A 15,087-nucleotide genomic window follows, 5' to 3' on the forward strand; every position below is an offset into this window, starting at 1 on the left:
GGGATAAGTAATTTCTTGATGCCCTTTGTCCTCAGATGTGGGATAATCAGACTTTTGAGGAAGTCGCCAATTTTTTCAAGTTGTACACCGTCACATTTCACTCTGTTTAATGTCTACTTATGACCTCTCACAGCGTATCCAATCCTTCTGGAAATTTCTGGTCAAATTATTAACCCGCCATTGGCGTTCTCTGGTTTTATTATTTCTGGCTGTCTATGTCCCCGTGCAAATCTTCGGAGAATTAGCTGAGGAGATTTGGGAAAAGGAAGGGGGTTTTCCCTGGGATGTGCCAATTTTATTAGCGATTCGTAGTACAACCTCACCCCAACTCGATGGGTTTGTGATAACCCTGACGAACTTGGGTGCCTATTGGGGGGTATTGCCCTTATCTGTGGCGATAGTACTCCTATTGGCATTCCGACGCCAGTGGCGATTCCTCACCTATGCGCTGATAACTTTATTAGGCAGTGTTATTATTAATCGTGCTGCTAAGTTAACTTTCCAGCGAGTACGCCCGAGTTTGTGGGAATCCCCTGCGCCAGAGCCTGATTATGCGTTTCCCAGTGGACACGCGATGGGAAGCATGACGTTTGCGATTGTATTAATTATTTTGACCTGGAATACCCGTTGGCGTTGGCTGACGGTTATTGGGGGTCTCATGTTTGCGATCGCGATCGGTTGGACTCGGATGTATTTAGGGGTTCACTACCCCAGTGATATTATTGCAGGTTGGATGGCATCCATTGCTTGGGCGGTTGGCGTCTGTTTGGTGATTAGACCCCACAGGAGTCAGCGACGACTTGAACAAGAAGAGACAATACCAAACGTATAGCAACCGCCACAACAGTTGGGACACCAACGGTGTATCGAAACAATAGATTGACACTCCCATCGCTTTCAGCGATGGATTCTTCTTTAAGCCAAACACCGAACCGTAGGGGCGCACCGACGTGCGCCCTTTTACCACACCAATGTGCGCCCGATTTAACTAAAGTTACCTCAAATTTAGTAACCTTTGAGAATATCACGTATTAGACGGTAAAGTACGAATCCTACTATATAAATATCCTAATGCAATTGATTTTAATATAATAAAAAGATATGTTTTTTTCACTGGACGTTGTGAAATTGCAATGCTACAGTTAAGTAAAAGTTAAGATTTAGTAAAAAATTAAATTGATACCAGCTTTTTGAACAAAATTACTGATGAAACGTGAAATATGTTCAATGAGTAATTGAATCAGGACTCCCATCTATTAACGGTAAAGCATCAGATTTTTGCAGTGTTTCCTTTACTCGTGCATAACGGAAAAAATTACTGATCACCTCCGTGTCCCCAGAAAAGTAGAAGATCAGAACTGATTTTCCATTGTCAGGTATTTTTTCCTGCTTGCCCTGTAATATTTAATTAGATTTAAACTATATTTAAACAGCGGTCAAATAACAGTAACACTCTTTAAATTATCCTATGTATGAATGAAACAGATTTTCAGATTAGCTCTCGTTTTACTAAGCTTACAATTGTTAACATTATCTCCAATATTATTGTTCCGTTAGTCGGGTTAGTCGATCTAGCCTTCTTAGGACATTTAAGCGATATTCGCTATCTAGCGGGAGTCGCTATTGCGGTCATTCTCTTCGATTACCTTTACCGCACTTGTAAGTTTTTACGCATGGCAACGACTGGTTCAACGGCTCAGGCTGTGGGACGTTCAGACCACGATGCTGTGTTATTGATCTTGTTGCGAAACGGTTTAGTCGCACTCGTGGTTGCGGCAATTATTCTACTCTTACAGTACCCCATTAGAGAACTCGGTTTTACCCTACTCAGTGCGGCACCAGAAGTAAAAGCCGCTGCGAGAGACTACTACAATACCCGGATTTGGGCAGCACCCGCCGCGTTATCTAATCTCGTGCTAATAGGTTGGCTTTTAGGGCAATCTCAGAGTAATAAAGTGCTAGCTCTATCCATCATTAGCAATGGCACCAATATTGTTTTAGATTACTTATTTATTGTCCAGTGGGGATGGAATAGTGCGGGAGCGGGTGCAGCAACGGCAATTAGTCAGTATGTGATGTTCGTTTTAGCGCTAATACTGATAGCTGGAGATGGTTATTTGCAAAAACTACCAGCCGTAGCCAGACAAATTATTGACCCTGTAGCGCTAAAATCCACATTTCAGATGAATTTCGATGTATTGATCCGCTCGCTGGGAACAATTACAACGTTTGCGATCTTTGCAAGCTTGAGTGGTTTTCTGGGAACCGTCGTTTTAGCGGGCAACAGTTTAATGGTGGAAGTGGTCAATCTCGCCGTATTTTTAATTGAGGGTTCAGCATTTGCGACGGAAACCTTAGCTGGAAATTTTCACGGTGAGGGGTGCCACGAGAAGTTGCTTCCCCTACTGCGCTTGTCTGGGGGAACGAGCTTGAGTTTAGGATTAGCTCTGGCATTGGTTTTTATTTCCTTTCCCGAAAAAATGTTTGGCTTATTAACCAATCATTTAGAGGTAATTGACCAAATTAATGACTATGTTTTATGGCTATTTCCTGTGTTAGTTATGGTAGGATTTGTGTATATGCTAGAAGGATATTTTTTGGGGTTAACTCAAATGTTTGTCCTCCGAAATGGTATCCTAGCCGCGTTTTTTATCGGATTTGTTCCTTTAGTGATTGCGGCATGGCAGTTCCAGAATGTTCATCTATTGTGGTTGGGGTTATTAGTGTTTATGCTGATCCGAGCGATTACATTGGCTCTCTACGTACCGTCAACTCTAAAACCGGATGATGGTTTGGAGTTCAATCTAGGTACAAGAGTAGGCTCACTGAAAAATAATTAAGGGAATAAAACAAGATGAATCAAACTAAAACCGCCGCCAAAAAATCACCGATGATGGCTTTTGTTGAACTGGTGAGTGGATTTTGGATTTCCCAGGCGATGAATGTAGCGGCTAAATTAGGTATCGCTGATTTATTGACAGAAGAAGCGAAGAGTGTTGACGAGCTGGCACAAGCTACCAACACTCATGCGCCATCGCTTTAATGGTTGGAAACTTTTTCTGTGGGGACTCCCAGCAGCCTCATGGAATTAGCACCCGTGTAATTGTCATCTAAAAAATTTACCACTATTCACGTTTAGAAGAGATTTAAATGACGAAAGAAATTAACTATCACATGTCCCCCGAAGAATTTCGTCGTCGGGGATATCAAACAATTGATTGGATCGCTAACTACATGCAGAAGGTAGAGGATTTACCCGTTCTGTCTCAAGTTAAACCTGGAGAGATTAGAGCCAATTTGCCCGATGCTGCCCCCCAAACCGGTGAATCCTATGATGCGATTTTAAATGATATTGATCGGATCATTGTGCCGGGACTAACCCACTGGCAATCGCCTAACTTTTTTGCCTTCTTTCCAGCGGGTGCGTCTGCTCCCTCAATATTAGGAGAATTAATGAGTGCGGGTATGGGGGTGTTAGGATTTTTGTGGGCAACCTCTCCCGCTTGTACAGAGCTAGAAACCCATGTACTCGACTGGCTGGTTGATATGTTGGGATTACCCTCCCACTTTAAATCCTCAGAAACTGGGGGAGGAGTATTACAAGATTCAGCCTGTAGCGCGGCTGTGGTTTCTCTGATCGCCGCTAGAGAACAAGCTCAAGCTGATATTAATCGGTTGGTAGCGTACACGTCAAAAGAGGCGCACTGCTCCATTGAAAGAGCCGCAAAAATTGTTGGGTTGCGTCCGGAAAACGTGCGTTTAATTGAGGTGGATGAGCATTATGCGATGTGTCCAGAAGAACTCCAACAGCGTATTGAAGCAGATATCCAAGCTGGTTTGATTCCCTGTTACTTAGCCGCAACCGTGGGAACCACCTCCTCCAACGGAATTGACCCGATCGCCAAGTTGGGAGCGATCGCGCAAGAATATCACCTCTGGTTCCATGTGGATGCAGCCATGAGTGGTACCGCTGCTTTATGTCCAGAGTTCCGCTGGATTCACCAGGGATTAGAACAAGCTGATAGCTATTGCTTCAATCCCCATAAATGGATGATGACAAACTTTGACTGTAATTGCTTCTATGTCAAACATCGGGAAAAATTAGTTCAAGCCCTCTCGATCATGCCAGACTACCTGAAAAATGAAGCCACGGAATCTGGACAGGTGATTGACTATCGAGACTGGCAGATTCCCCTCGCTCGCCGCTTCAAAAGCCTCAAGTTGTGGTTTGTGATTCGCCATTATGGGATTGAAGGTTTACAACATTATATTCGCAAACATGTTGCCTTAGCCCAAGAGTTTGCCCAATGGGTCAACTCTGATCCACGCTTTGAGTTAGTTGTCGATCCTCCCCTGAATTTAGTTTGCTTTCGACTCAAGGGTGGCGACTCCGTGAATCAGGCACTGCTCCAACATCTGAATGCGTCTGGAAAACTCTACTTAAGCCCAACCCGACTCAATCATAAACTCACCTTACGTCTGTCAATTGGTCAAGCCCAAACCGATCGAAATCATGTTAAGCAGGCTTGGCAATTAATCTGCAATTATGCTGATGTATTAATCCAACAACCTAGCACAAAGTTTGTTGAAGTAAAACTGGCTAACCATTTCCGATAAAAACATCAACGTTACGATCAAATATCTTGACACTTTAGCTGCAATTTGAAAACAGAATCAACAACCATCATTACAAATACACACCATGATTCAATTAAAACCGCTCACAGTTGGACCCATTCTCGGACATGTGACTGACCAAAGCGCCCGTATATTTGGACGGGCTGAATATCTGCCATCACCTCATGCGTTACCCCCAGGGTGGGGTGTGCAAACCCATCAACTGTTTCAACCCTGTTTTGGTGTAGCTCGTATCCGTGCCGTGGGAGAGTCAGAGTTTCAGCCATCCCAATTCTTTAAAATGAATCCAAATTTTGATATGTCTGGGGTCATCACGTTTACCGGACTCAAACCTGAAACCGACTATGAGTATCAAATGGGTTGGTTTGTCTGTGAAGATGAACCCGATTCCAAACTAAAAATAGACTGGTCAAAAGCCAATCAACAACGCTTTAAATCCGGCAGTAATGATTCCCAGCGTCCTCGTTCCTTTGTCTATGGAGCCTGCCGTTATATGCAGCGACTAGCGCCCGGAGTGTGGCGATATGTCGAAGATGGAGAGCAAACCTTTGCGGCAATTAATCAACAAATTGAGCAAGGGATTGCCACGGATGCGTTTCTTTTACTGGGTGACCAAATTTATGCCGACGATAACTTCGACGAAGTTGCTGACACTGACTTAACCGTTGAGCGATATTTTGACCGCTATCGAACCACCTTTTCGCAACCCAACGTGCGGCAACTGATGGCACAAGTCCCCACCTACATGACCCTGGATGACCATGATATCCTGGACAATTGGCCCGGTAATGCTGGGGACAAAGAATGGCAACTTGTGTATCCCGCCGCGCTTCAAGCCTATGAAACCTACCAAATGAGTCATGGTCCTTTATTCCCTGCACTCGAGGAGGATGAACGAGAACGGTATAGTGGCTACTGGGGGAATTGCCGCCTGTGGTACACCTTTGAAGATGGCTGCTGTGACTTTTTCGCCCTAGACTGTCGCACAGAACGGCAGTTAGGTGATACGACAGAAACCCGTGCCATGCTAGGCGAGACACAAATGGAGGCTTTAAAAGCCTGGTTATGTGATGGTTCAAGTCGGGTTAAATGTGTGATGACGTCCGTTCCCTTTTTTCCGGATAAGTTGTCTGGAGAGGGACTCGATTCAGACAAATGGGGCGGGTTTCTAAAGCAACGTACAGAACTGCTCGATTTAATTTTCGACCATGATATCAAACGGGTCGTCTTTTTAGCCGGAGATGTCGCTTGTGGCATGAGTGCGGAATTACGGTGTCAGGAGAAGCCGGATTTTAAAATAATTTCGGTTATCTCTTCAGGTCTGTCTTGGCCCCTGATTCACAGGAAAGCGAAGCACTTCCAGATGGAGGGTAAATTGGTCACGCTTTCAACTCACCGTTACGAGTTAGCTGAAGCCGGTCCAGTGGTTTCCGTTGATCTGTTCACACGAGTCACCATTGATTTAGATGGATTGACGGTGGAGATATTTTCTAGCCAAGGAAAATTGATGAATAAAAAAGTACATAAGTTTTAAGGAGAATATCACTGATTTAATCTAGGTTTGTAGTTGCGCTTTAGCGCCTTAACGCCCAATCGTTGACTACAAAAATTTAGGTCAGTGATAGTTTTGGCAAGTGGAATGTCGCTAATTTTCTAAAGATAGTCCACTTTAAGTTGTTTAGCTAATGTTTGGCTTTCGATCAAATTTGGCGGTTCAAGTCCCACACGACTACATTTGATCGAAGCTGTAGCTGTCGCAAACCGTGCCATCGTCTCCAAACTCCACCCCTTAAGATAGCCGTAGATAAAACCGGCTGAGAACGTAGCACCTGCACCAAATGAATCAATTGCCTGAATTGAGGGAGCATGAACCCGAATCGCCTTCTGCTCCTGTGCGACCAAGCATCCTTCTCCGGCTAGAGTGATCAGTGCTGTTTTTATGCCCGCATCCAACAAGGTTTGGGCTACCGCTAAAGGCGATTGATCACCCCGTTGGGCAGAATCTGTAATGGCTTGACACATTGTCGCGCGTCCCGCATAACGGGCTAAAATATCGGGATCTTCGTGCAAATGTTCCAGGTTTAAAAAGACAGGAATATTGAGTTTAATCGCTTCATCCATAGGACGGAGAATGTGATCTTCGTCATACCAATCGACATACAGGAGACGGCTTCCGTTTAACAGAGACAAATCAGCCGTATCTAACGTCGCCAATAATTTTTTATCCGGTTGCCAAAAGTAAGTGCGACCCCCCATAGCATCTGAAATCAACACCACGGGTACTGTTGAAAGTTGCGAATCTAGGCGCACTTCACCTAAGACACCTGCCGATTTAAGGTGTTCTGCCAGCCATCGTCCTCGATAGTCTTCCGCCAAGGCTGAACCAATCAAACCACTATGAATATCCCACCCGTGCAATATTGTGGCAATCATGGCGGCATCTTGTCCCAAACTATCTCGTTGTTCCTGATATATGCAGCCAAAATTCCGTTGGGGCCATTCATCGATTACGAATAACTCCATTACCATCAGCGAACCAAAACAAACAATTTCTGCTGTGGTTGGACGTTTGACATCACGTTGGGTATATTTTTCTGTCGTCACTTTTGTATTTTCTAATTTAACTCGATACAATTAGATAGTAGGGGTGTCCTGCTAATAGCTCAGGGATAATTAATTCGTTAGGACTATAATATCATTTATGAGTGTCAACTGAAAGCTGAAGTTCCTCTGATTAACATCTGTACCACCCCGACGCCGATTTCGCGATCGCGCTACCCCACCTACTTCAGATATGCGCCCGGTGATGAAACTTAAGTCTCAGGGATTGAGGGGGCAAAATAGTCGCTTATGGCACTAAAGTGCCTACTACGAACCTAAATGAAGTCTGGGACATTCTATTCAAATACGTCATCGTCTATAAAAATATTTTTCGCCTGAATTCCTTCGTCAAAGGGTGAATTGTAGGGGCGGGTTTAGCCATTAATGTCAATTATTCACCAATAACTGAACAACAAAACCCGCCCTTGTCCAACGATAAACCCTAAAAAACCAGCCTTTGTTAATCATTCATAATCAAAAAATTTTAGTTGCGAATATTACCATTGAATTTGTTTTTTGAATTGAATTTAAACGCCAGTCGTAAGGGATGCGATTCTTCAATTTGGTTGGGTTTCCTATCGTCAACCCAACCTACAACCTGTTCCACGTAGGGGCGCACCGACGTGCGCCCGGTTTAACCGTCAAATCTATTCCACAACACAATTTTCGCCGTGCCGCGCCAGTGGAGGGCGACCCGATCCAATTAAGTTTATTGGTGTTGTTCATTAGTGCAAGTAAAGCCCCTACAATGACCAATAACCAATGACCATCAACCCGTATTCCGCATTCCTGCAGCAATACCGTTAATCGTCAACAAAGCACCCCGCAGTAACTCACCTTTACTATACCGAGATTGAACAAACCCCGATGCCATCTGAGTGCTATGCTGGCGCAACCGTTTCAGCAAAGAGACTTGCAAGAAACCCAGGGGAACAATCGTACCATTCCGCAATTGTACCGATCGCTGTAACTCTGGATCACCATCCAGTAACTGCTTGTGTCCGGTAATTAACGAGATTAACTCACGAGTCAGGTTAAATTCATCGGTAATTTGCTGGAATAACCGATCAAACCGTTCTCGATCATCGGGATGGGACAATTTCTCCACATAATGACCCGCAATTTGCAGATCCACTTTTGCCAACGTCATCTCTACCTTAGAGATAACCATCTTAAAAAAGGGCCACTTGAAGTAAAAATAACGCAACAGCTTCAAATTTTCTTCGGGTTCCTCATCCAAAAACCCTTTCAACGCCGCACCCACACCATACCAACTCGGTAATAAGAAACGACTTTGCGTCCAACTAAACACCCAAGGAATTGCCCGCAGACTGGTAAAATCTTTCTTACCACCGCGACGGGTGGGACGGGAACTGATTTGCAACTGACTAATTTCCTGAATTGGCGTCACTTCATTAAAGAAATCCAAGAAATCCGGCTGCTCATACACAAACCCCCGATAATGTTGGCGCGATCGCACCGCCAATTCTTCCATTATTTCGTTCCACGGTTCCAGGTTATCAAAGCCGCTTCCCAGCAAACTCGCTTGAATCACCGCCGTGGTTACGGTTTCTAGGTGATAAAGTGCCAACTCCGGCAAAGAATACTTAGACGCGAGCACCTCACCCTGTTCCGTAATCTTAATCCGTCCCTGGATACTCCGCCCCGGCTGCGCCAGAATCGCCTCATAGGTCGGTCCACCGCCACGCCCCACGGAACCGCCGCGTCCGTGGAAAATACGTACAGCAATCCCATAGTCTTCCGCAATTTGCTGTAGGGCTTTTTGCGCTTTGTGAATTTCCCAATTACTGCTTAAGAACCCAGAATCCTTGTTACTGTCTGAGTAGCCCAGCATTATCTCCTGCAACGGTTGAGGATAAGAGGGGAAAGTCGGGGAACCCTTTTCAGCTATCGTCTTTTCGTAATCCTTCAGCGCCTCATAACCACCTGCTAAACAGGCTCGATACAGGGGTAACTCAAACAGGGATTTCATCACCTTTGGCGCCCGTTGCAAGTCGTCTACCGTTTCAAATAAGGGGACAACTTGAATAGTACTCTTCCCAGTTGCTGGATCATAGAGTCCAGCTTCTTGAGCCAAAAGCAACACTTCCAACAAGTCACTGGCTTCGTGGCTCATGCTAATAATGTATGTTTGGCAAATTTGTTCACCAAACTCTTGTTGCAGCCGTCGCAACATGCGGAAGGTTTCAATAATCTCGCAGGCTTCGGGAGAAAAGGGGAGTTCACCAGGAATTAAGGGGCGTCGTGTGGGTAACTCGTTAGTTAACCATTCGGTGCGTTCGGCTTCAGATAATTCGTTATAGGGCTTGGGTAGAATTTGCAGATAGTCGGTAATCTCGTGCATCGTATCACTATGACGAGAACTTTCCTGCCGAATATCTAGGTGTGCCAGATTAAACCCATAAATTTCCACCTGACAGATCAGCGTATCGAGTTCCTGACAACTTAATCCCGTCTCCGCTAAGTTACGTTGAATTAATTGCAACTCTGCCAAAAATTCCTGATCCGATTGGTAAATGCAGGGGTTAGTCGTTTCCAGAGCCATTGGCTGTAGCGGTTGGCTCTGAGAAAGGTGGAGATTACGCGCCAGGGTATTTTCCAGTCGTTGCTGAATATAGGAGAGTTTGAGACGATAGGGTTCTTGGCGGTAGCGAATTGCCAGTTCCTCATAAACCTCCGGTATTTGGGAGCGATCTTGCTCCAGAGAGTCCAATAATTCGGGTAAGACATCACTCCAGTGCAATGACAAGCTCAACAAATTGGTCAGATGTTTAACGGAGTGGATATATTTTTCCAGAACCAGATTTCGCTGATAGCAAGCCGTTTGCCAGGTCACTTCCGGTTTAACGGAGGGGTTCCCATCTCGGTCAGATCCCACCCAAGAGCCAAACTTACAGAAATTTTTCCGGGGTGGATTCAGCCAAGGAAAGGACGATTGTATACTCTGTTTTAAGCGGTGATAGAGTTGGGGAATGGCATCAAACAGGACTTCTTGAAAATAGTGGAGGGTGTAATCCACCTCATCCAAAACCGTGGGCTTAAATTGATGCAGTTCATCGGTACGCCACCACAGCCGAATCTCTTCTCTGAGTTGTTCGGTGTAGTCTTCCACTTCCCAGGATGAGTTGAGACCTAAGGCGCGGGATGCTTCCTCCGCTTGGTCAAGCTGTTGCAGGATTGTCGAAATACGCCGTTGTTTTTGCCGAATCGTGTGTCGGACAATTTCTGTCGGGTGCGCGGTAAAGACTAGGCGAATATCCAGATTGTCAATTAGCCGCTGAATATGCTGGGGGGGTACGTTGAGGTCGCGCAGATAAGGAAATAGCCAATGGAAGGTACTGTTGGTATTTGCGGATTTTCTATCGTCCTGCCAACGTTTTTCTAATAAATCCGCCATCGGTTCACTCCCGGATGGTTTAGCATCGTCACTGTTGTTGGATGCTTCGAGTGAACTGCCATTAGCTTTCATCGAGGTGCGATTGCTCCCCGCTAATGTATTGTAGGTAGCCCGCCGTAAAAGTTGTTGATCGCGTTGTTCGTAGTGTTGTTCGACACCGTTAATCAGTTGGAAATAAAGCGCAAAAGCACGAGATGCCCGAATCGCGGCGTTGAGGTCAAGCCGTTCGATCACTTCCGGAATCGATGAAAGCGAAAACCCTGTGGCTTGTCCTTCTGGCGAACTTAATTGGCGCAAAGACGCCAGCAAATCGACCAGTTCCTGACCGCATTCAGAAAGGAGAACCGACTCCCACAACTGTTCCACAACTTTGATGCGATGACGCAACAGGAGCTTGGATGTAGATGGGATGGCAAATTCCTGATCGGATGAGTGGAGGAGGGAACTCATAGGGTCTGTTTGCAGTAAGACAAGGATGATCCATTTTAGGGGGTTAATGCTAACCTGTATAGTTTTATTCTTGACAAATTTCTGGGAAGGGAATCTCGAAGGGAACAGGGAACGGGGAAAACAGGTACAGCAGGGTACAGGTGCTCATGAAGCTAAGGACAAATAATCACCCATGAGGATCACAGCCGTTAACTTGAAATTTTCCCACCTACTTAGTCGTCGTTAGAGGATGAGGGAGGCGTATCCGGGAAGGGAAGAATCGGTAAGCGCTCCCCACGAAAAACTTCTTCGCTGGCTTCTCCTACTTGTTGCAGCCATGAACCAATCCTGTTTAGGGAAATCACCCCCACAAGCATCGGGCCTGTGGCTAAACTTAAGAAGAGTTCTGCTGAATGTTTAACGGACTCCGGTAATGGGTTAACTTTTACCTGTGGATTTTGGTTCACCGATGCCATATATAAAATTCAACCTCCCACGAACAACGGTTAATCGTATACAAAAGACCTACCCCATATTTGATCATAGAGTGAAATTGGGATAGGTGCATCTCAATGCCAGCAAAATTAGGGGAAAGAAAAGCCACAGTGCAAGCGTAAACATCTTAATCGCTGACTTGATTTTACTCCCCTCCCTAACTCAAAACTTGGTTGGGGCGGGCGCGAGTCACATCTGAGTGAAAAGAAAACTATAGTAGTAAAACCCGTCCCTACACACTCAAAACTCAAAACTCCCCCCCCAACTCCCCCGTTTTTCACTCTCATGTGCAATCATGAGAGGAAAAATCAGCCGCCGTTATCAGTCCAGGTAACAAATTTGTAATGTTGGATGTCGAAGAGCGCAACTACAACAATCGTCCGTCCTCTTTGGCTCAATGGGTATACGATACCATCGGTCAACCGGGGGTGTGCCTGAGAGTCCGGTTACGAGGGAATAATTTGCATATTCTCTGTGAAAGCCGTGAAAGTATTCCGGCTCAAAGGGTAGTCAATCAATTGCTCCAAGCTCTCAAACCGGAAACCGCGACTTTTCCTGTCGATCTGGAAAGCCCTATCTACCAAATTATTATCTACGGGCGTAAAGTTTCCCAGGCACATCCAGAATGGGTCAAGGAAATTCGCCTCAACACAGATACCAATAACACAGAATCTGTCCCTGAACCATCCTGGGAAACGACACCCGCTCAATCGGCGTTTATCATCTCCCATGAAAGTCTCGCCCGTTCCGGTTCCCCAGACGCGATCGCACGGTATCTGAGTGCTAATCTGAGTCATTTGGGTGTGAGTGTCAATATCCAGATTCAGGACTTGCCAACTAAGGACAATCGAGAACAGTCTCTGGTCAAGCAAAAACCCAAAATCCCCTCCCAGTCCTCACCACCTTACCATCGGCGGCTGTGGGTTATCTGTACCTCGAACTATAGTCCCGATTCAGCGTTACTGTCTGAGCCAATTGTTCAGCTTTTACGCTCTCTAGAACTGACTGAGTTTAGAGACGCCGCCATAAGCGCTCAAGTGAGGGGAGAAGCCACTCCAGAATGGATGGTGCGGGTGGATTTGACGCCCACTGACGTGATGCTAAAGGATTGGGCGCGTTGGGGAGATGTGCAAGCGATCGCGACGCTATCGAATCAGATGCTAGCGCAAGTCGGGATGACGGTGCGGGCTGTATTGAAAGAGACAACTCTACATCTGTTTTGCTCTGCCTTGGATCTGGGCAAAACCCCCGTTCCGGATCAAGCCACTGCCATGAATGCGATCGCGCCTCTACTCAAATCATTAAAGCCCCAAGGCATTAAAGCGGCAACTATTTATGGCGTTGAATCCGATTACTTTTCCCTCGAACCCGAACCGGAAAAACCTGTCTGGGTGGATTGGGTAACTTTACCCGCGAGTGAACAACCCCAACTCGCCTCATCCAGCTATTCCTTAGGGCAACAAGGCAATCTTAATGCCCTGACCTTTTTGCTACAACGGTTGCTCAATCCCGATTTGGAGCAGCGACTAGCAACGGGTGGGATTCAGATCAAAGTGCGCCGTCAGCAAGACTTGCTGCACATTATGAGCGAAGCACCCTTATGTCCCTCTAAAGCCCAAGTGAGTCTACCCATCGTTCGGTTTGTGCGTCAGCTTGCCATCTCCACTATCGCTGGAGTACGGATTTACGGACGCTCTGCTGGCGCAACATCTCCCGCCTGGAATTATGGTGTAGATTTTGCGGAACGCCGACGGTTGGCATTAGAAACTACCCCAGAATTTGTTTCATCGGATACAGACATTAGCGAGCTAGTGGTTCCCACCGAGGAATCGGTGTCACGTCCGCATAGAACAGACAAAACGCTCAAAGAGGGTTTACCACGTCAGTCAAATACCGCCGTTGGCACAATTGGACGTTGGTTGTGTTCGAGCCAACTTTTTGTTCCCACCCCAGACAATCAACGTGTAGCAGTTGATACTCAACGCACGAGTTCTGAATCGTCACAAGCGGTTAAAGTGGCATTGGTGTGGGGGATTATGGGATTATTGCTGATGTTTCTGTTTGATCGACCCGTTGGTCGCATCCTGCAACCCCAAGGCAACTTTTCCCAGCGAGATGCTGTATCGGCAGCACAGGAGTCACCGATTCCTGTAGACTTGTCCCAACTTTCGTTACAACAGGATAACAATCAGAATAGCCAAGACTTCAACGCCTCTGGGTTTACCCGCGAAGGAGACAAAAGTATCATCATTGATGATTCCTTGCCCTCCCAGCGAAAAGATGCGACTCAAGCTGCCATGTTAGCCCTCGCCCGTTCCTCTAATCCCCCGTTTAATAACCAACTGCTCGATCAAAAGTTAGCCCTTTACCAAGAGCGCCTGCAACAAGGAAATCGCCCCGATGTGCTAATTATGGGCAGTTCTCGAGCCATGCGCGGCATTGATCCGGTGGCATTAGAAGAGGCATTAGCGGTTGAGGGGTATTCAGACATTGATGTCTTTAATTTTGGCATTAATGGTGCCACGGCTCAAATTGTGGACTTAATGACGCGCCGGATTCTCACCCCGGATCAATTACCGAAATTAATTATCGTGGCAGATGGCGCTCGCGCCTTTAACAGTGGTCGAGTTGATGCTACCTTTGAGGCGATCGCGGATTCAGAAGGCTACCGTCAGCTTAATGCTGGCACATTTCCCGGTACCTCCACTCAGACGTCCGCCCAAGCCAACCAAACCTCCCAACCGTTGGCAGCGTTGAAAAGAAGTTATCAATCCATTGACGATGGGATGAATCAACTTCTGGCAGGATTATCCTCAACTTACCCCCAACGGGATCAACTCAAATCCCTGTTAAGAGATCAGTTTGTCTCCGTGGTTAAAACATTGCCCAATACCTCCAATTCAACTGAAGCCGAGCAAGGCTTAGACAAGGATATGTCCATTGATATGGATGGCTTCCTGCCCTTATCCATTCGCTTTGACCCAGAAACGTACTACCAGAACCATCCCAGAGTGACGGGGGCGTATGATGGCGATTATCAATCCTTCCAACTTCGGGGTAAGCAAGATCAGGCATTTGACGCCCTATTAACATTTGCTCAGGAACATGACATTACTGTAGTTTTTGTGAATCTACCCTTGACCAACGATTACTTAGATCCAGTCCGCCTTAAGTACGAACAGCAATTTAAGCAATACATGCACGCGAATGCTGTTGAACGGGAACTCATTTTTCGGGATTTAAGTGGATTGTTATTCGATAAACCCGATCATTTTTCTGACCCCAGTCATCTCAATCGCTTCGGAGGGTATGAAGTTTCTAATCAGTTGGCAAAAGACCCGATGATTCCCTGGGCATTATTCGCTGGGGATTAGTTATTGGTCATTTGTCATTGGTCATTTGTCATACTCGCTCCCGAAAAGAAGCAAGCTACGTCATTCGTCCTTTGTCAGGGAATCGGTAAGGTAGAACTTTGAGTTAACTCCCCCGGCTCCCCCAGCTCCCCC

Annotated in this window: 9 protein-coding genes; 6 read left to right on the plus strand and 3 right to left on the minus strand. The window is 46.1% G+C overall.

The window, feature by feature from the left end; translation table 11 throughout:
* Positions 1-109 precede the first annotated feature (109 nt).
* From RID09_RS01925 to RID09_RS01945, 5 genes are all read left to right on the plus strand, one after another.
* On the plus strand, positions 110-832 hold the full coding sequence (locus tag RID09_RS01925; protein ID WP_446334261.1) for a phosphatase PAP2 family protein: 723 nt from the start codon (positions 110-112) through the stop codon (positions 830-832).
* A gap of 640 nt (positions 833-1,472) precedes the next feature.
* Entirely contained in the window at positions 1,473-2,840 is a 1,368-nt protein-coding gene (gene gntT / locus RID09_RS01930) for a guanitoxin biosynthesis MATE family efflux transporter GntT (protein WP_446334262.1), read from the plus strand.
* 14 nt (positions 2,841-2,854) lie between these two features.
* Positions 2,855-3,043 (plus strand): methyltransferase family protein, encoded by a 189-nt coding sequence (locus RID09_RS01935; protein ID WP_446334263.1) that lies wholly within the window; start codon positions 2,855-2,857, stop codon positions 3,041-3,043.
* 107 nt (positions 3,044-3,150) lie between these two features.
* On the plus strand, positions 3,151-4,617 hold the full coding sequence (locus RID09_RS01940; protein ID WP_446334264.1) for a pyridoxal-dependent decarboxylase: 1,467 nt from the start codon (positions 3,151-3,153) through the stop codon (positions 4,615-4,617).
* Positions 4,618-4,702: 85 nt separating this feature from the next.
* The gene (locus RID09_RS01945; RefSeq protein WP_446334265.1) at positions 4,703-6,172 is read left to right on the plus strand and encodes an alkaline phosphatase D family protein; all 1,470 of its coding nucleotides are present in this window, start codon (positions 4,703-4,705) and stop codon (positions 6,170-6,172) included.
* Positions 6,173-6,291: 119 nt separating this feature from the next.
* On the opposite strand, the gene RID09_RS01950 is transcribed toward RID09_RS01945, so the two are convergent.
* From RID09_RS01950 to RID09_RS01960, 3 genes are all read right to left on the minus strand, one after another.
* On the minus strand, positions 6,292-7,242 hold the full coding sequence (locus RID09_RS01950) for a carbohydrate kinase family protein (protein ID WP_446334266.1): 951 nt from the start codon (positions 7,240-7,242) through the stop codon (positions 6,292-6,294).
* A 766-nt stretch (positions 7,243-8,008) separates the two neighbouring features.
* Positions 8,009-11,107 (minus strand): phosphoenolpyruvate carboxylase, encoded by a 3,099-nt coding sequence (gene ppc, locus RID09_RS01955; RefSeq protein WP_446334267.1) that lies wholly within the window; start codon positions 11,105-11,107, stop codon positions 8,009-8,011.
* 212 nt (positions 11,108-11,319) lie between these two features.
* The gene (locus tag RID09_RS01960) at positions 11,320-11,562 is read right to left on the minus strand and encodes a hypothetical protein (RefSeq protein ID WP_446334268.1); all 243 of its coding nucleotides are present in this window, start codon (positions 11,560-11,562) and stop codon (positions 11,320-11,322) included.
* 363 nt (positions 11,563-11,925) lie between these two features.
* Between RID09_RS01960 and RID09_RS01965 the strand changes: the two genes are divergently transcribed.
* Positions 11,926-14,955, plus strand: a complete 3,030-nt coding sequence (locus tag RID09_RS01965; protein ID WP_446334269.1) for a DUF1574 domain-containing protein — start codon at positions 11,926-11,928, stop codon at positions 14,953-14,955.
* Positions 14,956-15,087: the final 132 nt, after the last annotated feature.

This window comes from Coleofasciculus sp. G1-WW12-02 (assembly GCF_040219735.1).
Classification (GTDB): Bacteria; Cyanobacteriota; Cyanobacteriia; order Cyanobacteriales; family Coleofasciculaceae; genus Coleofasciculus.

Bases quoted from the DNA above. Each gene is read 5' to 3' on its own strand.
- RID09_RS01960 (WP_446334268.1), bottom strand. From the start codon at position 11,562: ATGGCATCGGTGAACCAAAATCCACAGGTAAAAGTTAACCCATTACCG.
- RID09_RS01925 (WP_446334261.1), top strand. From the start codon at position 110: ATGTCTACTTATGACCTCTCACAGCGTATCCAATCCTTCTGGAAATTT.
- gntT (WP_446334262.1), top strand. From the start codon at position 1,473: ATGAATGAAACAGATTTTCAGATTAGCTCTCGTTTTACTAAGCTTACA.
- RID09_RS01965 (WP_446334269.1), top strand. From the start codon at position 11,926: ATGTTGGATGTCGAAGAGCGCAACTACAACAATCGTCCGTCCTCTTTG.
- ppc (WP_446334267.1), bottom strand. From the start codon at position 11,107: ATGAGTTCCCTCCTCCACTCATCCGATCAGGAATTTGCCATCCCATCT.
- RID09_RS01945 (WP_446334265.1), top strand. From the start codon at position 4,703: ATGATTCAATTAAAACCGCTCACAGTTGGACCCATTCTCGGACATGTG.
- RID09_RS01935 (WP_446334263.1), top strand. From the start codon at position 2,855: ATGAATCAAACTAAAACCGCCGCCAAAAAATCACCGATGATGGCTTTT.
- RID09_RS01940 (WP_446334264.1), top strand. From the start codon at position 3,151: ATGACGAAAGAAATTAACTATCACATGTCCCCCGAAGAATTTCGTCGT.